Here is a 21,614-nt window from a genome sequence, read left to right on the forward strand (position 1 = left end):
AATTATTCATTATTAATTACTCAATTCTCAATTATTTCATTACCTTTGCCGTCCTAAATTTTAGAACAATGGCCAGAGTATGTCAGGTTACCGGAAAAAAGCCGATTACAGGAAATAAGGTTTCGCACTCAAATATTAAAACCAAACGCAGGTTTTTACCCAATTTGCAGACAAAGCGTTATTTCTTTGCTGAAGAAGACAAATGGATCACTTTAAAAGTGTCTTCAGAAGCTATCCGCACTATCAATAAAAATGGATTGCTTTCAGTAGTTAAACAATTGCGTGCAGCTGGCGAAAAAATTTAATAATCTTAATTTCAGAATACAATGGCAAAGAAAGGTAACAGAGTTCAGGTGATTTTGGAATGTACCGAACACAAAACAAGTGGGTTGGCAGGTACAAGCCGTTATATCACTACTAAGAACAAGAAAAATACTCCTGAACGTATGGAGTTGAAGAAGTACAACCCTATAATGAAAAAAGTAACTGTTCACAAAGAAATTAAATAATTGTACTCATTTGCTGATTGGCAAAAATTAGCAAATAGGTATATTATCACAATAGCAAATTAAAATATTATGGCAAAAGCAGCTTCAAAGAACGCGAAAGTAAAAGATGCTAAAGCGGCAGCAGATGCGAAAAACTGGACAAAAGTTATTCGTGCAACCCGCAGTGAAAAAACCGGTGCTTATACTTTTAAAGATTCAATTGTACATAAAGAAAAAGTAAAAGATTTTTTAGCTGCTAAAGTTTAAGTAGCTAAGTTTATTATATTAAAGCTGTTCTGATACCGGAACAGCTTTCTTTGTTTTTGCACATTCCATATAATTTGGAATTTGCTTTTGGGAATTTGTAATTTAAAATTCTATGGGATTATTCGATAAGCTTTTTGGAAAAAAGCAACAGCAGGAAACACTTAATGAAGGTTTGCAAAAAACACGTGAAGGTTTTTTTAGCAAGATCACCAAAGCTATAGCAGGTAAAAGCACTATTGATGAAGAAGTGCTGGATAATTTGGAAGAAGCCCTGGTAAGTGCCGATGTTGGTATTGAAACGACCGTGAAAATTATTGACAATATTGAAAAGAGGGTAGCAAAGGATAAGTATTTAAATACCGGCGAGCTGAATACAATTTTAAAAGACGAGATCCGGAATGTATTAATTTCTGCTCCACAGGATACTTCTTACACAAATTATGAATTACCTGCTGGGCATAAGCCACACATTGTTTTAGTTGTTGGTGTTAATGGTGTTGGTAAAACAACTACTATCGGTAAGCTTGCACATAATTTTTCAAAAGCAGGTAAATCTGTTTTATTAGGCGCTGCCGACACTTTCAGAGCTGCTGCAGTAGATCAGTTAACTATTTGGAGCGAACGTACGGGAGTTCCTATTGTAAAAAAAGAAATGGGCAGCGATCCTGCGTCGGTGGCATTTGATACGGTAAGCAGCGGCGTAGCAAAAAATGTAGATGTGATTTTAATTGATACTGCCGGTCGTTTACACAACAAAGCGCATTTAATGGATGAATTAAGTAAGATCAAAAGAGTAATTCAAAAAACAATCCCGGATGCCCCACATGAAGTGATGTTGGTACTGGATGGCAGTACCGGACAAAATGCATTGGAACAGGCAAAGCATTTCACAGCGGCTACGGATGTAACGGCCCTTACCATTACTAAGTTGGATGGAACCGCAAAAGGAGGCGTTGTTTTGGCTATAGCCAATCAATTTAAAATTCCTGTAAAATTTATTGGTGTTGGCGAAAAGGCAGAAGACCTATTGGTTTTTGATAAGCAACAATTTGTTGATGGATTATTTCCCACAGTAGAATAGTTTTCAAGCATAAAAAGTTAAATGTCTTTAATAATTAAAGTTGGTGAATACAATATTCTGAAAGTGCTACGCATGGTAGATTTTGGTGTTTACCTGGATGATGGTGAACAAGGAATTTTATTGCCTAAACGTTTTGTACCTGAAGGAATAAAGATAGAAGATGAAATAAAAGTATTCTTATATCACGATGGCGAAGACAGGTTAATAGCTACCACGCAAGAACCTTTTGGAATATTGGGCGACATCGTAAAACTAAGAGCAGTGAATGTTACTCCACAAGGTGCGTTTTTAGATTGGGGATTGATGAAAGATCTGTTTGTTCCTAAATCGAAACAATTGGTAGGAATGCGACTACATGGGGAATACATCGTAAAAATTTATCTAGATGAACAAACAGGTCGTGTTGCTGCAACAGAAAAAATAGATCTATTTTTAAGCAACGATGATCTTACGATAAAAGAACTGGAAGAAGTTGATCTGCTGGTATATCGTAGAACAGATATTGGGTATGTATGCATCATCAATAATAAACATACAGGTGTATTACATTTTAACGAGGTGTATCGCAACATAAATACCGGCGATAAGTTCAAAGGCTTTATAAAAAAAATATATCCCGAAGGAAATAAAATAGATGTTGCTGCAGGAAAACCAGGCTACCAAAGGGTAGAAGACGAAGTGACGAAAGTATTGCGCTTATTAAAAGAGAACAATGGTTATTTGCCTTACAATGATAAAAGCTCTCCGGAAGATATTTATGATTACTTTGGCATGAGCAAAAAAACCTTCAAGATGACCACCGGCAATTTGTATAGGCAACGCAAAATAGCTTTTGAAAAAACAGGGATTAAGCTTATTGATTAATGGCACGAATAAAAGTTGACCTTCACGATGTTTATAATAATAGCTATGCTATAGATAAAGCGTTGCAGAATGCTTTTGAAGAAGCTATCGATAAAAAAATAACGGAAATAGAGATCATACCCGGAAAAGGAAGCGGGCAACTTAAAAAGAAAGTGCAGCGCTTTTTACAGCTGCCGCACATTAAACCTTTGTATCACCGTATGGAAAACGATAGTAAAAATTTCGGAAGACTATTTGTCTATTTCAAATTCAAATAGCTGCAAATCAAACTTAATTAGTTACGATTGTTTTTCTTGTTATAATATTTCCTGCCCCTTTATCAATACTCACCATATAAATTCCCGGATTTATAGTTTGTTTCAGTTGTATAGCCATTGTTCCTCCGGAGGCCAATGAAATCACTTTTTCCGATATAATAACTCTGCCTGATATATCCAGCAATTTTAAGCTTCCATTTGCAATAGCACTAGTATTATAAATGCATAGTTGAGTAGAAGTAAGATGAACGATATTGTTGTTCTTGTCTTCTGTAATACTAACAGGCATTATAGTAGAATAACTGTATTTATTATCTCTATCTACTGTTTTTAAGCGGTAATAGATTTTGTTCGACGTTGGCAGATCATTATCTGAGAAACTATAATTATTGGTAGCATTCAAACTCCCTTTTGCAGTTATCGTAGAAACAGCAACAAAGCTTTTGCCATCTGTACTTCTTTCAACAACAAAGTTTTTAGTATTTAATTCATTAGTGGTAGTCCATTTTAATGTTGTACCTAATTGTGAATAGGCAATAGAACAATTAACCAGGCATACAGGAACCGTTGTTGCTGTAATACTATATGTGACATGATAATTGGTAAGAGGATTTGCATTATTATCATACACAGTATCACTACAATCGGATGTTGAATTGTACGCACCTGATATACGATAATAAACTTCCAGTACATAATTCCCCGGATCTTTATTGGTAAGATCAGTGCCTGCATTAGGAACTGCTCCCCATTGTTGGTCGCCATCGCCGCATGCACTATTGTCGTTTGGAAAAGTACCACTTGAACAATTGGATATAAAATCAAAATTTACAGAATCAAAAACCGGGCTTGCAGGCCGATTACCTTCAGGATAGGTTGTAAAAAATATCCTGGCGCCGCAAACATTGCTGTTAGAATTTTTAAACGTTTTCATCTTCCCGCCATTTAATTGCAAGCTATTGGTGTTTTGTTGAAAGCTGCCCAAAGAACCAATAAAATTTAAAGCGCCTATTTTATTATTATCAGTGCTGTCAAATGTATTATAATAATTAAAAGATGAATTAGCTGTTAGTCCTGCTGCGCTTGCCCAAAAACCAAAATTTTGAGCAAAACAGGTTGCAGTAAAAAATGAAACACAGGAGATAAGTAAGAATTTTTTCATGCAATCAGTATTAAATAAAAGAATATGTGTACAAAATACACAATAAAATTCAAATCGAAAATAAGAATGACTGATTTTTGATTGATTGCAGAAAAATAATTAAAAGATTTATGCCGAAAGAAAATCTCTAAACCAATAGCCGGAGTTTTTAATAGTACGGAGTTGCGTATTGAAATCAACATGTACCAAACCAAAGCGGGCATTATATCCTTCTGCCCATTCAAAATTATCCATCAATGTCCAGGCAAAATATCCTTTGATATTGACTCCTTCATTTTTTGCAGCAAGAACTGCCTGCAGGTGTTGTTGAAAGTAATTAATTCTTGCAGCGTCATCAATTACACCATTCCTGATCTCATCTTTAAAATAAGAACCGTTTTCAGTAATGATGATCTCTTTCACTGCATCATAACTCCATATTCTTTTTATTGTTCTGTAAAAGCTGTCTGCATTTATCTCCCATCCCATATCGGTATGAGGTACTTTACGTGTCTTGGCTTTTACTTCCGATGCCTGTACCAGAGGGATAAGGCTATTATATTTTATCACCAAAGGAAAATAATATTGTATGCCAATAAAATCAAAATCAAAATGCAGCCGTTCAATATATTTCCATTCCTTATTATGCAGGTGCATTCTTTCTGTAAGTCTGAATGTTTCTTCTCTTGGATAACCTTTTCCTAATGCAGGTTCAATAAATAAGCGATTCATTAATATATCAACTCGGTTAGCTGCCTGTATGTCTTCTTTTTTATCAGAATGAGGAATAATTTCAGAAAAAGAAAAAGTAGTGCCGATATATGCATAAGGAACTAACTGACGAATGATTCTTGCACCTTCCGCTTGTGCAATAGTAGTGTGATGAACTGAAGGAAAGAAGTTGTCAATGCCTTTTTTACCCGGGGCATGCGTACCCAACATATAACCTAAAGAAGTATAAGCAAATGGTTCGTTTAAGATGATCCAGTTCTTGACTTTGCTTCCATAAGCTTCAGCGCACACAGTTATAAATCTGTTGAACCATTTGTTGATGAAATAGTTTGTCCAACCTCCCTTTTTTTCTAATTCATAAGGCAGGTCCCAATGATATAGGGTAACGTAGGGCGTTAGTTCAAGCTTGATACATTCATCAATAACCCGATGATAAAAGTCTATTCCTTCTTTATTGATCTTTCCTGTACCATCGGGTAAAATTCTACTCCAGGAAATAGAGAGGCGAAATGAGTTGAAGCCAAGCGCTTTCACTAATAACAAATCATCTTTATACCGATGATAAAAATCGCAGGCTATGGTTGGCTTACCTTTCCCTTTAATGTTATTGCCGTTTCTTGAAAAAACATCCCAGATAGATGGTCCGCGTCCATATTGATTGGCGGCTCCCTCATTCTGTGCAGCTGCAATAGCAACACCCCATTGAAAATTTTTTCCGAAATCGGTTGCTTTAAGATGATGAAGAGATGATGACAATATCAAATAATTGTTAATACTGCAAAGTTGCAGCAGGTACGCACCTAATCATATTAAGAGAGTGTTAAGTTTTAATTGCCCCCCAGACCTTCAGAACTTTTAGTACGTTTGGTTTCTTCTTCAATTCCCGTTTGTCTGGCTCGTGTTTGTTTCATTTGGTTATTTCCAAAATGATAAGTGAAGTTAAATTTAAGAATACGGCTTTCCCAATTACCGCTTGCGTCAGTGTAGGCGCCACCGTAATCACTAATGCCACGCCATGGCATGGTATAAAAAATATCGCTGCAGCTTAGTTTAATATCAGCCTTGTTCTTTAATAATTTTTTTTGTAAGCCAACATCAACTCCCCAGGTAGGACTGCTTTTAAATGTTCCTGCCCAAACAGAAGGTCCTTCATAATAACCCGATAACTCTGCTGTATAACCACTGCCCAATGAAAATGTTTGTTGCGCATATAAGTTATAAGACGCTACTGAAAGATCAATATTTATCCTTCCATTGTCAATATCTCCTTTGTATTTACTATAGTAACCATTAATATTTGCATAAATAGACCACCACTTGTTGATCTGGAAAGGCAATGAAAAATTAAGACTTACTATATCCTGGGAGGATAAATTGGTTTGAGTTATATAAGTGCGTGTTTTTTCCGCCGTGTCAATGATCCTTGCCTCAAAATCGCTTACATGGCTATAACTTAAAGAAGTAACAAACCTGTTTTTAAATGTGTGTGTTAATTCTACAATATTGGTATACTGGGGTTTTAAAAAAGCATTCCCTTTTTGATAAGTAAGCTCATCTAATTTTATTTCAAAAGGGTTAAGATCCTGGTAACTTGGCCGGTCTATACGTCTGCTATACGATAAGTTCAGTGTATGCTTGTCATTGATAGTATAGGAGATATTGGCATTAGGGAAAAGTCCCGTATAATGCTTGATTACACTATCATCAGAAGTAGTACTGTTGCTGAGTATCCTGGTCAATATTCCTTTGCTGTTAGTGTTTTCTGCCCTTAACCCTGCCTGTACCGACCATTTTGTGTTGATTATCTTGCTGTAATTAATATATGCTGCGTTTATGTTTTCAGTATAATCAAAATGATTGCTTTGTGAAGAATCTAAATAAGAAGCATTGTTTATTATATTATAAAAATTTAAGCCGTTGGAAGTAGTAACATAGCTGAATTTGCCGCCGAACCCCAGCTTACCTTTTTTAAACGGCATTTCATAATCTAATTTGGCAGTATAAATATTTATGTCAATATTAGTACTGTTGGAGTAATTTTTTGAATAGAGAAAAGTTGTGTCAGTATCGTCTATCAATTTATATTCATTAGGCTGATAGCTGGTTTTTTTACTGATATAATAACCATAATCAGCATCAATGCTCAAGGAATGTCCTACCGTGTCTGCCAAATGATAATTCAAATTATAATCCATGTTCTTCACATTACCCGGGATGGTATTACTGGCATAAAGCACTTTATATTTATACACCAAGGTAGATTCTTCAGGAGTAATGATGGTACTGCTGTTGGTAGTATTGCTTACATTGTTAATATTCCCTGTAGCAATAAAGCCAAGAGATGATTTCGCGGTAAGGTAATAGTCCAGTCCTGCTTTGAAATTATGCACCCATCCAACAAAATTTTGATGACTGGTTTGATTATAAATGCTGTCACTCTGCTTACGATACAGGAATAAATTACTTTCCCTGTTTCCCCAATTAAAACTATACGTGCTGAATAAATTTATTTTTTTATCACGATAATTAAAGCTGAAAGCTTCCGGGTATTTAAAACTTTTGCCATAATTAATACCTGCTGATACAGAGCCGTTAAAACCTAATTTTTTATTTCTTTTTAGCCTGATATTGATAATACCGGCATTACCCGCAGCATCATATTTAGCAGATGGGTTGCTGATAATTTCTATTGCCTCTATATCAGAAGAATTAATGGAACGTAAATAAGCAGGTAGATCACTGCTGCCCATTTGTGTTGGTCTGCCATCAATATAAACAGCAACGCCGTTTTTGCCTTTTAAAGTGATATTATCGTCTTTATCCGTAACAACACCAGGCGATTTTTGTAATAGTTCAAACGCATTGCTTCCGGTGGCATTAATACTATTCTCTACATTAAAAACAGTTTTATCCTGTTTTACTTCTATCATTGGTTTAGCATAATTACTTTTAACTATTATGCCTTGAATATTTTTACTGGTATTAATTAGTGTAACAGGAGAAATGCTGATATTTTCTTCGTCATTTATTGAAAAAACAGGTGAAAAAGATTTTTCATAACCTACGCACGAAACATTAATAAAATAATTGCCTTTTTTATAGGTTATAATTTCATAAGCGCCTTTAGAATTCGTTATCTCAGTTTTTACCAATGCAGAATCAGATGACCGTAATAGCATTACCGTGGCGGCATTTACAGGCTTGCCAAGGTTGTCTTTTACGTCACCATTAATTTTACAATGCGTTTGGGCTGTTAGTTTTAGCATTGTAAACACGAACACGAGTACGGATAATGTGGTTTTCTTTCTCATTATACAAGTATTCGAATGGTAAATTTATTTAAATATTAAATATGCACAAAAACACAAATATTTATAACGCTTATTTACTGTGTGTATTATAGGTGTTTTTACTCTTTTTATGGGATGCGGATAACACAATATTTGAGGTTAACTTTGCGTATTATTAATAATTATGAAGACAAGAAGGTTGCAACAGGACAAGGTTAATATTATTACTTTGGGGTGTAGTAAAAATATGGTTGACAGCGAAGTATTAAGCGGTCAGCTACAGGCAAATGATATTGATGTAGTACATGAAAGCAGCAAAAGAGACCACAATATTGTAATCGTAAATACTTGCGGATTTATAGAAAAAGCGAAAGAAGAAAGTATAAATACTATCCTTGAGCAGGTAGATTTAAAGCGTAGCGGAAAATTAGACAAAGTTTATGTTACCGGTTGCCTCAGTGAACGTTATAAAAATAACCTTGAAGAAGAAATTCCTGAAGTGGATGCTTATTTCGGAACGATGGAACTGCCTTTGATCTTAAAACAATTAGAAGCAGACTATAAAGCAGAATTGGTGGGAGAGCGCTTATTGAGCACGCCACAACATTATGCTTATATGAAGATCAGCGAAGGATGTAACCGTACCTGCAGCTTTTGTGCTATTCCCTTAATGCGTGGGCAACATGTAAGCAAACCCATTGAGTTTTTGGTAGATGAAGCCAAGCGTTTGGTAGATAAAGGTGTAAAGGAAGTTATGTTGATCGCACAGGAATTGACCTATTATGGACTGGATATCTATAAAAAACGGGAATTACCTAAATTATTGCATGCGTTGGCTGATGTAAAAGGTTTGGAATGGATTCGCCTGCATTATGCATATCCGTCAAAATTTCCTATCGAGATCATTGATGCGATGAAGGAAAGGGATAATATTTGTAATTATCTTGATATGCCTTTGCAGCATGCCGCCAACAATGTCTTGAACTTGATGAAGCGCCAGATAACAAGAGAAGAAATGGAAGAGTTGGTGGGAGAAATTCGTCTACGCATCCCCGATATATGTCTTAGAACTACCTTAATTGCCGGTTTTCCGGGAGAAACAAGAGATGATGTGGATGAATTAAAAACATTTTTACAAAAGATGCGTTTTGACAGGGTTGGTATTTTTACATACAGTCACGAAGAAGGGACAAGCGCTTACGATATGAAAGACGACATTCCTGCTGAAGAAAAAGAAGCAAGAGCGCAGGAAATAATGGAAGTGCAGCAGGAGATAAGCTATGAAAAGAACCAGGAAAAAGTTGGTAAGACATTTAAAGTGTTGATCGATAAAAAAGAAGCCGGAAGGTATTTAGGTCGCACTGAGTTTGATAGTGTAGAAGTGGATAACGAAGTGATTATTCAAAGCAAAAAGAAACTGACAATCGGAGAATTTGTAAACGTAAAAATTACAAAAGCTTACGATTATGATATAGAAGGGGAAGTAGTGTAATAGAGCACTTATGACAGCGTTCTATATATTTTGAACAAATTTATAATTCATACGTTTTAGTAAATTCGTCATTAATCATTCGCAATTCGTAAATAAAAAGGATGTCAATTTCCGCTGACTGTATTAAGTATGAGCAAACAGGCTATTTCGGCAAGTTAGTAACCGATTATATCTCCGCCAATGAATCAATACAGCCTTTTTATAATCATCCTGTTTCTATTGATGGAATTAGAACTGCGATTGCCGAAAGAAAGAAATTCAATACAGGCAGAAATCTTTTGGTTACTGAATTAAAAAAGCAATACACTACAGTCGAAACTTCCCAGCAGGTAAATGTCAATATAGATCTACTCTTAAGTGAAAACACATTTACTATTACTACGGCACATCAGCCCAATATTTTTACCGGTCCACTTTATTTTATGTATAAGATATTACATGTAATAAAAATTGCGGCATCCTTACAACAGCAATTACCTCAATATAAATTTGTTCCTGTTTATTACATGGGTAGCGAAGACGCAGACCTGGAAGAACTAAATCATATTTATATCAATGGAGAAAAATATGAATGGAAAACCGATCAAACAGGCGCTGTTGGCAGAATGAAGGTTGATAAAAACCTGTTGAAATTAATAGAACAAATGGAAGGAAGATTATTGGTGTATCCTTTTGGCAAAGAAGTGATCGATATAGTAAGATCGAGTTACAAAGAAGGTACAACCATTGAACAATCAACCTTTACATTGGTAAATAAATTATTTGCCGAATATGGCTTGGTTGTTTTATTGCCGGATAATGCTGCATTAAAAAAAGCATTTATTCCAATTGTTGAAAAGGAGCTGAAAGAAAATTTTTCACATAAATCAGTCGCAGAAACCATCTCAAAATTTCCACACGAATACAAGGTACAAGCGGCAGGAAGAGAGATAAATTTGTTTTACTTAAAAGATGATAAAAGAGAAAGGATAGAAGCTGCCGATCCTAATTTGCAAGCTGAAATAAAAGAACATCCTGAACGGTTTAGTCCAAATGTAATTCTCCGCCCTGTTTTCCAGGAATTGATCTTACCGAATATTTTATTTGTTGGTGGTGGTGGAGAAATCGGCTATTGGCTGGAATTGAAAAAAGTCTTTGAAGCAGCCGGCGTTCCTTACCCGATCCTTACTTTGCGTAATTCTTTTTTATTGATCTGTAAAGAAAGAAGCGAACAGGTAGATAAACTCAAGCTTTCTCTAACAGACTTATTTAAAAGCGAAATAGATCTGTTAAATGAATTGGTAAAAAGAGAAACGTCTATTCAATTATCACTTAGCAAAGAAAAAGAACAGTTAATTAACCTCTATAAAAATTTTCAAAACCTTGCAGGTAAAGCAGATGTTTCTTTAATGCAACATACAGAAGCATTGCAAACAAAAGCATTGAAAAAAATAGATGCTTTGGAAAAGAAAATGCTGAAAGCTGAAAAGAAAAAATTCGAAGCTGAACAACGACATCTTCACAAACTAAAATCACAACTGTTCCCTAATAACAATCTGCAGGAAAGAATCGATAATGGCTTATGCTATTATGCTAAATACGGAAAAGAGTTTATTCAACGTATTTACAACTATTCATTAACCCTAGAACAAGAGTTTACTGTTTTAACGGAAGAATAAAACTATCTTTTTACTTAGCAATAGAGTAATCTTTAGGTAAGCTTTTAATTAATTCAATAAGCCTGGCTTTCACAAATTGTGCATTTTTATCAGTAATAATCATCGTCTCGTCTTCTCCGCCATTATAACCTCCTTTTTTAGCTTCTTTATATACTTGTTGTCGATATGATTTAAATTGTTTATCTCTTTTTGAAAGCCACGCAAGCTGTTCGCTTTTAAGATTTTTCTTTTGAGTACTGTCACACATCGATCGAAGCTTCTTATATCTAACATTCAGCAAACTGTCTATTTGGTAGTAAAATGTTTCTGAACATCTCAACATCCGATCTCCTTGGTCTAAGCAGGACTGGTATTGAGTTTCTAAACTATCAATTGTTTTTATTGTTTGAGAGAATCCGGCCAAATAGGTCAAGCAAAATAAAAAAGTGATCTTTATGATCTTAAGATTTGTCAATTTAAAATTTGCTATTTGTAATTTATTTACATATCATAATCATTCCTAAACCCGGCGCTCTTCGTATTCTTTACGCTTTCCATTACAATGTCATCCAGGTATTCTTTATAAGCTTCCAGTTTGGCAGCAATGGTAGTATCGTGTAAAGCCAAAATCTGTGCAGCCAAAATACCTGCATTTTTTGCATTGTTTAAAGCCACCGTTGCAACCGGCACACCGTAAGGCATTTGTAAAATAGACAAGATGGAATCCCATCCATCGATTGAGTTAGAAGATTTAACGGGAACACCGATAACCGGTAAAACGGTTTGGGCAGCAACCATACCCGGTAAATGTGCGGCACCACCAGCACCGGCAATAATAACTTTCAATCCTCTTGATTTGGCATTTTTTGCGTAATCGGCTAAGCGATCAGGAGTTCGGTGGGCAGACACGATTGTCAATTCGGGTTCAACTTCAAACTGGCGCAGCATTTCAGCAGCGCCTTTCATAATGTCAAGGTCGCTTTCGCTTCCCATTATAATTCCTACAAGTGCAGACATAGATAATTTGTTTTGATATATTCACGTCAAACTTACTAATTAAAATTTATTCTGTTTAGATTCTATTAACAATTCGTTTTCTAAAAGGACCAGCCAGTTTTTAAAAAAACAATCGTCCAATACGCAGTTAAAACATTAATATATTTGCGCATACAATAGAAACAATATGCCCGTCAAAAATCTTTCGATACTTGGTTCCATTTTTTCCGTATTCATTTTGGTATCCTGCCATTCAAAAAAAGATGTAAAGCCAAAAAAAGATGCTCCTGTTATTGTGGACGTATTAATAGCAAAGTCACAAAGCGTTGACAATACTATTGAAGCCAACGGAACAATCATTGCAAATAATTCTGTTCAATTACATCCTGAAGTTGTAGGAAGACTAGTATACTTAAATATTCCTGAAGGTAAGGCTGTAAAAAAAGGAACGGTGTTGGCAAGATTGAATGATGCAGACCTTCAGGCTCAACTTGCCAAATCAAAAGTGCAGTTAGACCTTTACCAAAAAACAGAAGAACGTTTAAAACAATTATTGGATGTAAATGGTGTGAACCAGGCAGACTATGATGCGGCATTGAATAATGTAAATGGTACCAAAGCGGATATTCAATACACACAGGCATTGATCGATAAAACTATTATCAAAGCGCCGTTTGATGGGGTGATTGGGTTAAGACAAGTCAGCATAGGTGCTTATGTTTCTCCTTCTGATGTAATTGCATCCATGCAACAAACAAATGGAATAAGGATTGATTTTACGTTGCCGGAACAATACAGCGATGTTATAAAAATTGGCGGTAAAGTAAATTTAGAAGTAGATGCTGCCAATGAAGCAAAACGTACTGCAACAATCATTGCTATGGAACCACAGATAAATCAAGACTCACGTAATATGACAGTACGTGCAATTGTGCAGGATGGAAAAGGAAATATAGGTTCGTTTGTAAAAGTTTTGGTTGATGTTGGCGCTAATAAAAAAGCAATCTTAGTTCCTACCAATTCAATAATACCGGATGATAAAAACAACCAGGTGATAGTAGTGAAAAATGATAAAGCAAATTTTGTGAACGTACAGATTGGAATACGGCAAGCAAACAATGTAGAAATAGTGAAAGGTATAAATGAAGGAGATACAGTAGTTGTAACAGGCGTATTGTTTGCAAAACCAAAAGCCGCTTTAAAAGTGCGTAAGGCAAAAACATTGGAACAGTTTGCTTCAGAGCAATAATGTCCTTAAATGAGATTTTGAGAAGAATAATTAGAATTTCTTCTTGATTATTGAATAAGAATAAACGGTACAAGTGAGTGACACAACGATGATGAATAGATGCAGAATGCTTGTACAAAAAATAAAAACAAAACACCTCAGCAGTAAATGAATATATCCGAATTATCATTAAAGCGCCCCGTTTTAGCAACGGTAATGAATTTAATGATCATCTTATTTGGTGTTGTTGGTTATACGTTTCTTGCCGTAAGAGATTACCCGGCTATTGACCCGCCCATTATTACCGTTACTACTTCTTATACCGGTGCCAATCCTGATATCATCGAAAGCCAGATCACAGAACCACTGGAAAAGCAGATCAATGGTATTCCGGGTATTCGTACCATCAGTTCTACAAGTTCATTAGGTAGCAGTAATATAACAGTAGAATTCAATCTTGGTGCGGATTTGGAAGCTGCTGCCAGTGATGTACGTGATAAAGTAGGACAAGCGCAACGGGCATTGCCATTAGATATCGATGCACCGCCGGTGGTAACTAAGGCAGATGCCAATAGTGATTTCATTTTGTTGTTGGCAATACAAAGTCGTAGTAAAAGTCTAGCAGATCTAAGTGATTATGCAGATAACGTATTACAACCGCAATTACAAACAATTGATGGAGTAAGTTCTGTAAATGTATTTGGCGATAAAGGGTTATCCATGCGTATTTGGTTAGACCCTGATAAAATGACCGCCTACAACATTGCTTATAATGATATAAGCACGGCGATGACAAATGAAAACGTTGAAATTCCGCCGGGAAAAATCTACGGTAACAATACAGAGCTTACTATTAAAACTTCGGGTAGGCTTACCAGTGAGAAAGACTTTAATGATTTAATTATTAGAGAAGACAGTACCGGTATTGTTCGCTTAAGTGATATAGCAAGAGTTGAGTTAGGTCCGCAAACACCTGAACAAAGTTGGAAATACAATGGCGTGAACGCAGTAGGCTTGGCGATCATTCCTCAACCCGGCGCTAATAATATTGAGATAGCGGATGAGTTCAATCAAAAATTAAAACAGCTTGAAACCGGTAATAAATCTGATATTCAGTTTAACGTGCTCGTTGATAATACCAAATACATTCGTCAATCTTTAGATGAAGTAAAAGAAACATTGCTGATCGCTTTTGGCTTAGTGGTATTGGTAATATTTTTCTTCTTTAGAAACTGGTTGATTGCAATTCGCCCATTAATTGATATTCCTATTTCGTTGGTGGCTACGTTCTTTATAATGTATTTGTTTGGCTTCTCTATAAATATATTAACCTTATTAGGAATTGTGCTGGCAACGGGTTTGGTGGTGGATGACGGTATTGTTGTTACCGAAAATATTTTTAGAAAACTGGAAGATGGATTGCCAATTCGTAAAGCAGCATTGGAAGGAAGTAAAGAAATTTTCTTTGCTGTTATCTCCACTTCAATTACACTGGCAGTAGTGTTCTTACCCGTTATTTTTTTACAAGGTTTCGTAGGTAGACTTTTCCGTGAGTTTGGCGTAGTGTTGGCAGCGGCAGTTTTAATATCAGCATTTGTATCACTAACGATAACGCCTGTACTAAATGTTTATTTAACCAAGAAAGATGCTTCTCATGGATGGTTCTATCAAAAAACAGAACCCTTCTTTCAGGGAATGGAAAATGGGTACAAGCGGTTGTTATCAGCATTCATGAAGATACGTTGGATTGCATGGGTAATTGTACTTGCTTGTTTTGCCATAATTATAATATTGTGGTTTAGTACTCCAAGTGAATTGGCTCCATTAGAAGATAGAAGTACAATCCGCTTCACAGCCACAGCACCTGAAGGAGCCAGCTTTAGCTATACCTCTAACTTAGCAGATCGCATTGGGAATTATTTATACGATTCAGTTCCTGAAAGAGATTTTGTTTTTGTGCGTACGCCTTCGGGTGGTAGCGTAAATACTACAGCTCCGCGTATCGGGCTTATTCCTCCCGATCAACGGAATCGTACACAAGATCAGATAGTAAACGATCTTCAAAAGAAATTGAATCGTTTTAACGATACAAGGATTTTTGCCGTACAGGAACAAACCATTGCTGTAGGTTCCAGCTCTAAAACAGGTTTGCCGGTGCAGTTCGTGTTACAAAATCAAGATCTGAATAAGCTAAAGGATATTATTCCAAAGTTCTTAGATGAAGCAAGAAAGGATAAAACATTTTCTAACGTAGATGTGAATTTAAAATTTACAAAACCTGAATTAGATGTCACATTAGATAGAATGAAAGCCAAAGACCTCGGCTTATCAACCAATGACATCATCTCTGCTATGCAGGCAGCTTTCAGCGGAGGCAGGCTATCGTACTTTATCATGAATGGATATCAATATCAGGTAATAGCGCAGGTTGATAGAAAAGATAGAAACGAGCCGGATGATATAACAAAATTGTATGTCCGAAATAATAAAGGAATTAATATTCCGCTAAGCGCTATTGTTAGCATGGCGCCTAATACAAGTCCGGCAACCTTATATCACTACAATCGTTACAAGTCGGCAACTATTTCGGCATCATTGGCGGAAGGTAAAACGATAGGAGATGGTATTAAAGCAATGCAGGCGATTTATAATAAATTAGCGGATGCTTCGTATCAATCAGCATTGTCGGGTTCTTCAAGAGATTATGCAGAAAGCTCATCCAATATTTTATTTGCATTCGGGCTAGCAATAATTATGATCTATCTGGTATTAGCAGCACAGTTCGAAAGTTTTACAGATCCGCTAATAATTATATTGACGCTGCCATTAGCAGGAGCAGGAGCTTTATTGAGCTTAACTATCTTTGGACAAACATTAAATATTTTCTCGGAAATAGGAATGATAATGTTGATTGGCTTGGCTACTAAAAACGGAATTCTGATTGTTGAATTCGCTAATCAAAAACGTGAGAAAGGAATGAGTAAGCTCGATGCTGTAATAGAGGCATCTGCACAACGTTTGCGCCCGATCTTAATGACAAGCTTGGCTACATCATTAGGTGCATTACCAATTGCATTGAGTTTAGGCGCAGCATCAACAAGTCGTATTCCATTAGGTATTGTGGTAGTTTGCGGAATTTTATTTTCGTTGATACTAACCTTATTTGTAATTCCGGCAGTATATACTTTTATTGCTGGAAAGCATAAGGTGCATGTAACACAAATATCAGAGTAGATAATATCTTTGATACAAGCTTTATACTACTATTGAACATCGTTGTGTCACATTTCGTTCATCGGCATTACTACTATTTAACTTTTATCTTAGCGTATGGCTTCGACAAGCTCAGCCTGACAAAGAGTATAAGAGTAAAGAAGATCTCGAAAACAATTGAACAATAGTTAGCTGTCAGTCTGAGCTTGTCGAAGACGGGCCATTTTAAATAAATGAAAAAACAAGTAATTACTATAACAATCTTTATGGCGTTAATGCCAAGTTGCTTTGCTCAGGATATGAGCTTGCAGGATGCTATCAACATCGCACTAAAGAATAGTTTTGATATACAGATTGCAAAGAACAACCAGCAAATAAGTACCATCAATAATAACATTGGTATTGCCGGTGGTTTGCCTTTGGTAACAGGTTCTATTACTGATAACGAGCAGGTAAGTAATATCAACCAGGAATATTCAAATCCTGCGAATAATACAAAGAGAGATAATGCCGCCTCCAACACACTTAGTGCAGGCGTTACCGGTAGCATACTTTTATATAATGGTTTACGTGTGGTTGCTACCAAGCATCAACTGGAGGTATTGGAACAAATAGACAAGCAAAAATTAACTTCTGCAGTACAGGATATTATATCTTCCGTAATGTTGAAGTATTATGATATTGTACGACAAAAAAGTTATTGGCAAACCTTGCAGCAATCAATCGTTGTATCGAAGCAAAAGCTTGATATTATTGAATTGCAACGCAAAGTTGGTATGGCAAATGATGCAGACTTATGGCAGGCGCAATTAGATCTGAATGGCCAGATACAGGCAAGTAAATCACAGGAGTTGATAATTGAACAGGACAAAACAGACTTACTTACTTTTCTTACGTTAAATCCTGATTCTGTTATCGACATAAAAGATACCATTACAGTTGATAAAAACGTTACGCTGGATAGCGTATTGGCACAACTACAAAACAATGCAGATGTTCGTGCAGCCGACTTGCAAATACAAGCCAATCGCTGGATAGAAAAAGAAACGGCAGCACAACGTTATCCTTCTATCCGATTAAATGCAGGTTATAATTTCGGGAGAACGCAAAATGCATCTGGCTTTAGTTTATTAAACCAGAGTTATGGTCCGTTTGTAGGGGTGTCTATCGGCATACCGATTTATAATGGTTCTATTTATAAACGGGAAGAAGAAGTGGCGAAAATAAATACGCAAAATGCCGCGTTGCAAAAAGATATTTTACTGCGTGATTATAAAAGTGATGCGGTAAAAACATGGCAGGCGTATACCAATACATTGGAACAGTTAGAAACTGAAACACAGAATAACAAATTGTCTGCGCAATTGTTAGATCTCATCATTAAAAAATTCCAGCTGAAGCAAGCTACCATTATCGATGTAAAGCAAGCGCAACAAAGCTTTGAAGAATCAGGCTATCGACTGGTTAATTTAAGTTATGCGGCTAAATCATCTGAAATAGAATTAAAGCGCTTGCTGAATCAATTAAGCTTTTAATTTCTATTGGGTATAAAATTTCCTTAGCTGAGTAAAAATTTTCTTGGATTCTTATTGAGATATCCCTTCTCTCTTAATGGTATGTTTTTTGTCGACAGTAATAAAAACATATTTTATGAATATCTTAATTTATTTACTGATGGCAATAGCCACAGCTTCAAGCACGCAATTAACTGTTTCCAGTTCTGCGTTTAAAAATGGTGATTATATTCCCAAAAAATATACTTGCGAAGGAGATAATGTAAATCCTCCCATCACTATTTCAAATATTCCGGCAGGGACAAAAACTTTTGCTTTAATTGAAGAAGATCCGGATGCTACCAAAGGAACATTCGATCATTGGGTAATCTGGAATATCAGTCCGGCTAAAACAGATATAAAAGAAAATACAGCACCCGGCGAAGAAGGATTGAATGGTTCCGGAAAGAAAGGCTATACAGGATCATGCCCGCCAGCAGGTACAGGAATACATCATTATCATTTTAAAGTATTTGCATTAGATAAAGAGCTGTCATTGGAATCAACTACCATCAAACAAGAATTAATGGGTGCTATGCAAGGACATATTATTGAACAGGCGGAATTAATAGGATTGTATCAAAACACTAAACTTTAAAATTTATTTATGCGCAAGACAAATGATATAACAATAGATGAAGAAGAGATCAAAGGTTCCTTGTCAGTAAAGATGGCAAATAACCAAACCTTGGACGATGTTTGCATGCAATACATTCCGGATTATAATCGTGACAGGTTTGAAGCATTTGCCATTCGTGTTTTTTTAGGTGATGAGACCGTTGTAACCATTTATGCAATTGATAAGCTGCGAATAGAAGATGCATCGCAAAAAAAAGATAAAGTGCCTGTAAAGAAATTCAAGCTCACAGATATTTCTCTACAGGATCTGTTTAGCTATTGCAGCGCTTTTAATTGTACGTTAAACACCGGTAATTACGATCTGGATGATATGGAAGTGGTGAATAAGTAAAAATTAACCATTTGATTTTTTATTCTGTTATGGGTAAAGAATTGATTTAAGTATTTTGCTGAAAATTGTTAGATGAATAAGATTGCAACAGCCATTAAAAATACTTACATCAATTCTTTTGGCGATGATTCAATTATAGCCGCAGCTCCCGGGAGAATAAATATAATTGGTGAACACACTGATTACAATAACGGCTTTGTATTGCCTGCAGCTATTGATAAAGCTGCTTATGTTGCTATCGGTAAAAGAGATGATAATGCGATTGTCTTAATTTCAAAAGATCTGGGTGATACATTAGAAACAACACTTTATGATCTAATGCCTATTGCCAATAGCTGGACGAATTATGTTACAGGCGTTGTTGATCAATTTTTAAAACGAGGGTATTCAATCAGTGGTTTTAATTTAGTGTTAAGTTCTGATGTTCCGATGGGAGCGGGGCTGTCTTCTTCTGCAGCAGTGGAATGTGCTGTGGCATTTGCATTAAGCGAATTATTTCAGTTAGATATTTCTTCAATCGAATTAGTGAATATAGCACAAAAAGCAGAACATGAATTTGCCGGCGTACTGTGCGGCATCATGGATCAATTCGCAAGTGTTTTCGGAAAAAGAGGCCATGCAATAAAATTGGATTGTCAGACATTAAAGTATGAATATATCCCGCTGACATTAAATGCTGTAAGCATCTTATTATTCAATACAAACGTAAAGCATTCATTAGCATCAGGTGAATACAATGTAAGAAGAGAACAATGTAATGAAGGTGTTGATTTAATTAAAAAATATCATCCCGAAATAAATTCATTAAGAGACGTTACGCTTGAAATGCTGGAACAGCATGTAAAGCCAAAAAACGAATTAATATTTCGTCGATGTAAATACGTATTAGATGAAAACAAACGATTGGCAGATGTTTGTGAAGCCCTGGAAAAAAATGATATTAAAACGGTTGGACAAAAACTATTTGCATCGCACGAAGGCTTAAGTAAAGAGTATGAAGTAAGTTGTAAAGAGTTGGATTTCTTGATCGACTATGTCAAACAAAAAACTTATGTATTTGGTGCAAGAATGATGGGCGGTGGCTTTGGCGGTTGCACCATCAATTTAATACAGGCAACTGAAGCAGATTCCTTAATAAAAGAGATCAGCGAAGCATATAAAATTGCAATGAATAAAGAGCTGAGCATATACACTGCAAGTATAGGCGGCGGCGCTCGTCTTATATAAAATTTTATTTCGCCTTTTTTGCTAAAGTAATATACACCGGAAAGTGATCGCTGTATCCATAATTGTAAGTAGTTCCGTTAGTCCATGTACGTTTAGGATAGCCTTTGTATTTACCAGTTTGGTCAATTAAAAATTCCTTGTTAAAAATGGTAGCATTATAATAAAAATAGTGGCTGGTGTTTTTATTCAGCCATGACCCTGATATCATTATTTGATCAAAAAGATCCCACGAATCCTGGTAACCCAAAGTTCCTATCCCTTTCTTATATAAATTGATCCATGGATTATAAATATCGGTAAGTCCAACATCTTCTTTATCCGCTTTTGCTTTCATAACTTTAAGAACACTATAGTTGATCGGGTCATCGTTCAAATCACCCATTGCAATTATTTTAGAATTAGGATCAATCGCTAAAATAGAATCAATCCTTGTTTTGCAAACCTGTGCAGCTACGGCACGGGCAGGCCTGGATCGTTCCTCACCTCCAACTCTTGAAGGCCAGTGGTTTACAAAAACGTGTACGGTATCTCCATCCAATATTCCCTTTACATACAAAACATCTCTTGTATGCCTTGCATCTTTTGCGCCACCGGGCATTTGCACATAAAATGGAGCACTGTATAATACGGTAAAATATTTGGGATTATATATAAAGCCTACATCAATACCTCTTTCATCCGGCGATTCATAATGAACAAAACGTAAGTGGCGATTCTTTAATTTATCCCTGTTTATAAGGTCGTGTAATACAATAGAATCTTCTATTTCTGCACAACCCATAATTGCCAGCCCATCGGGATTTACATCTGTTCCGATTTGAGAAATGGCAGAGGACAAGTGATCTAATTTATCATAGTATATCTTAGTGTCATAATGATACTCTCCATTCGGAGTAAAATCATCATCATTTTTAAAAGGGTCGTTAATAGTATCGAATAAATTTTCAAGGTTATAAAATCCAACCAATGAAACTCTGTACTTATTTTGTTGTGCAAATCCCTGCAGACATACCATTAACATAATGCCTGTCATATAAACGATCTTACGCATCTCTTTTCAGATATTTTTATGCTGCAACTACGATTTTTGTTGCCAATATCTTGCTGCTTGTTGTGTTAATCTTACATTATATTTTTCAGGCAATAATTAATCATTTGTTTACAATTTCTTCATCTTC

Annotated in this window: 20 protein-coding genes; 14 read left to right on the plus strand and 6 right to left on the minus strand. The window is 35.8% G+C overall.

The window, feature by feature from the left end; genetic code table 11:
* Window positions 1–68 precede the first annotated feature (68 nt).
* The 6 genes from rpmB to K9M53_RS04560 all read left to right on the plus strand — a co-directional run bounded on the left by rpmB (window position 69) and on the right by K9M53_RS04560 (window position 2,957).
* Complete coding sequence (gene rpmB, locus K9M53_RS04535; protein ID WP_224018433.1) at window positions 69–305, plus strand: 50S ribosomal protein L28; 237 nt, start codon at window positions 69–71, stop codon at window positions 303–305.
* Between the two features lie 21 nt (window positions 306–326).
* Window positions 327–509 (plus strand): 50S ribosomal protein L33, encoded by a 183-nt coding sequence (gene rpmG, locus K9M53_RS04540; protein WP_224018435.1) that lies wholly within the window; start codon window positions 327–329, stop codon window positions 507–509.
* A gap of 69 nt (window positions 510–578) precedes the next feature.
* Window positions 579–755, plus strand: a complete 177-nt coding sequence (locus tag K9M53_RS04545; RefSeq protein WP_224018437.1) for a DUF4295 family protein — start codon at window positions 579–581, stop codon at window positions 753–755.
* Window positions 756–867: 112 nt separating this feature from the next.
* On the plus strand, window positions 868–1,836 hold the full coding sequence (gene ftsY, locus K9M53_RS04550) for a signal recognition particle-docking protein FtsY (RefSeq protein WP_224018439.1): 969 nt from the start codon (window positions 868–870) through the stop codon (window positions 1,834–1,836).
* A gap of 21 nt (window positions 1,837–1,857) precedes the next feature.
* The gene (locus K9M53_RS04555) at window positions 1,858–2,700 is read left to right on the plus strand and encodes a CvfB family protein (protein WP_224018441.1); all 843 of its coding nucleotides are present in this window, start codon (window positions 1,858–1,860) and stop codon (window positions 2,698–2,700) included.
* The gene (locus K9M53_RS04560; protein ID WP_224018443.1) at window positions 2,700–2,957 is read left to right on the plus strand and encodes a Smr/MutS family protein; all 258 of its coding nucleotides are present in this window, start codon (window positions 2,700–2,702) and stop codon (window positions 2,955–2,957) included. The genes K9M53_RS04555 and K9M53_RS04560 overlap by 1 nt, the downstream gene beginning before the upstream one ends.
* Before the next feature lie 13 nt (window positions 2,958–2,970).
* Here K9M53_RS04560 and K9M53_RS04565 read toward each other — a convergent pair whose 3' ends face one another.
* The 3 genes from K9M53_RS04565 to K9M53_RS04575 all read right to left on the minus strand — a co-directional run bounded on the left by K9M53_RS04565 (window position 2,971) and on the right by K9M53_RS04575 (window position 8,141).
* Entirely contained in the window at window positions 2,971–4,119 is a 1,149-nt protein-coding gene (locus K9M53_RS04565) for a hypothetical protein (RefSeq protein ID WP_224018445.1), read from the minus strand.
* Window positions 4,120–4,227: 108 nt separating this feature from the next.
* Entirely contained in the window at window positions 4,228–5,586 is a 1,359-nt protein-coding gene (locus K9M53_RS04570; protein ID WP_224018446.1) for a GH1 family beta-glucosidase, read from the minus strand.
* 71 nt (window positions 5,587–5,657) lie between these two features.
* Window positions 5,658–8,141, minus strand: coding sequence for a TonB-dependent receptor (locus K9M53_RS04575; protein ID WP_224018447.1), 2,484 nt, complete (start codon window positions 8,139–8,141; stop codon window positions 5,658–5,660).
* A gap of 163 nt (window positions 8,142–8,304) precedes the next feature.
* On the opposite strand from K9M53_RS04575, the gene rimO reads away from it, so the two are divergent.
* Together rimO and bshC are read left to right on the plus strand one after the other, a co-directional pair.
* A complete protein-coding gene (rimO, locus tag K9M53_RS04580) occupies window positions 8,305–9,612 on the plus strand; it encodes a 30S ribosomal protein S12 methylthiotransferase RimO (protein WP_224018448.1) in 1,308 nt (435 codons plus the stop codon).
* Window positions 9,613–9,713: 101 nt separating this feature from the next.
* Window positions 9,714–11,270, plus strand: a complete 1,557-nt coding sequence (gene bshC / locus K9M53_RS04585; protein ID WP_224018449.1) for a bacillithiol biosynthesis cysteine-adding enzyme BshC — start codon at window positions 9,714–9,716, stop codon at window positions 11,268–11,270.
* Window positions 11,271–11,280: 10 nt separating this feature from the next.
* Here bshC and K9M53_RS04590 read toward each other — a convergent pair whose 3' ends face one another.
* Window positions 11,281–11,724, minus strand: coding sequence for a lysozyme inhibitor LprI family protein (locus K9M53_RS04590; protein ID WP_224018450.1), 444 nt, complete (start codon window positions 11,722–11,724; stop codon window positions 11,281–11,283).
* Window positions 11,725–11,750: 26 nt separating this feature from the next.
* On the minus strand, window positions 11,751–12,266 hold the full coding sequence (purE, locus tag K9M53_RS04595) for a 5-(carboxyamino)imidazole ribonucleotide mutase (protein WP_224018451.1): 516 nt from the start codon (window positions 12,264–12,266) through the stop codon (window positions 11,751–11,753).
* A gap of 166 nt (window positions 12,267–12,432) precedes the next feature.
* Here purE and K9M53_RS04600 point away from each other — a divergent pair, with 166 nt between their 5' ends.
* The 6 genes from K9M53_RS04600 (at window position 12,433) to galK (ending at window position 20,436) form a co-directional block, all read left to right on the plus strand.
* Window positions 12,433–13,494 carry an efflux RND transporter periplasmic adaptor subunit gene (locus K9M53_RS04600; RefSeq protein WP_224018452.1) on the plus strand — a complete coding sequence of 354 codons (1,062 nt, stop codon included), beginning with the start codon at window positions 12,433–12,435 and terminating at the stop codon, window positions 13,492–13,494.
* A 147-nt stretch (window positions 13,495–13,641) separates the two neighbouring features.
* Window positions 13,642–16,707, plus strand: a complete 3,066-nt coding sequence (locus K9M53_RS04605) for an efflux RND transporter permease subunit (protein ID WP_224018453.1) — start codon at window positions 13,642–13,644, stop codon at window positions 16,705–16,707.
* 212 nt (window positions 16,708–16,919) lie between these two features.
* Window positions 16,920–18,221, plus strand: a complete 1,302-nt coding sequence (locus K9M53_RS04610; RefSeq protein WP_224018454.1) for a TolC family protein — start codon at window positions 16,920–16,922, stop codon at window positions 18,219–18,221.
* A 115-nt stretch (window positions 18,222–18,336) separates the two neighbouring features.
* Complete coding sequence (locus K9M53_RS04615; protein ID WP_224018455.1) at window positions 18,337–18,837, plus strand: YbhB/YbcL family Raf kinase inhibitor-like protein; 501 nt, start codon at window positions 18,337–18,339, stop codon at window positions 18,835–18,837.
* Window positions 18,838–18,846: 9 nt separating this feature from the next.
* Complete coding sequence (locus K9M53_RS04620; RefSeq protein ID WP_224018456.1) at window positions 18,847–19,209, plus strand: hypothetical protein; 363 nt, start codon at window positions 18,847–18,849, stop codon at window positions 19,207–19,209.
* Window positions 19,210–19,281: 72 nt separating this feature from the next.
* On the plus strand, window positions 19,282–20,436 hold the full coding sequence (gene galK, locus K9M53_RS04625) for a galactokinase (RefSeq protein WP_224018457.1): 1,155 nt from the start codon (window positions 19,282–19,284) through the stop codon (window positions 20,434–20,436).
* 4 nt (window positions 20,437–20,440) lie between these two features.
* Here galK and K9M53_RS04630 read toward each other — a convergent pair whose 3' ends face one another.
* Window positions 20,441–21,487, minus strand: coding sequence for an endonuclease/exonuclease/phosphatase family protein (locus tag K9M53_RS04630; RefSeq protein WP_224018458.1), 1,047 nt, complete (start codon window positions 21,485–21,487; stop codon window positions 20,441–20,443).
* Window positions 21,488–21,614 lie beyond the last annotated feature (127 nt).

Origin of the sequence: Ferruginibacter albus, assembly GCF_020042285.1 — a bacterium.
In the GTDB taxonomy this organism is placed as follows: Bacteria; Bacteroidota; Bacteroidia; order Chitinophagales; family Chitinophagaceae; genus Ferruginibacter; species Ferruginibacter albus.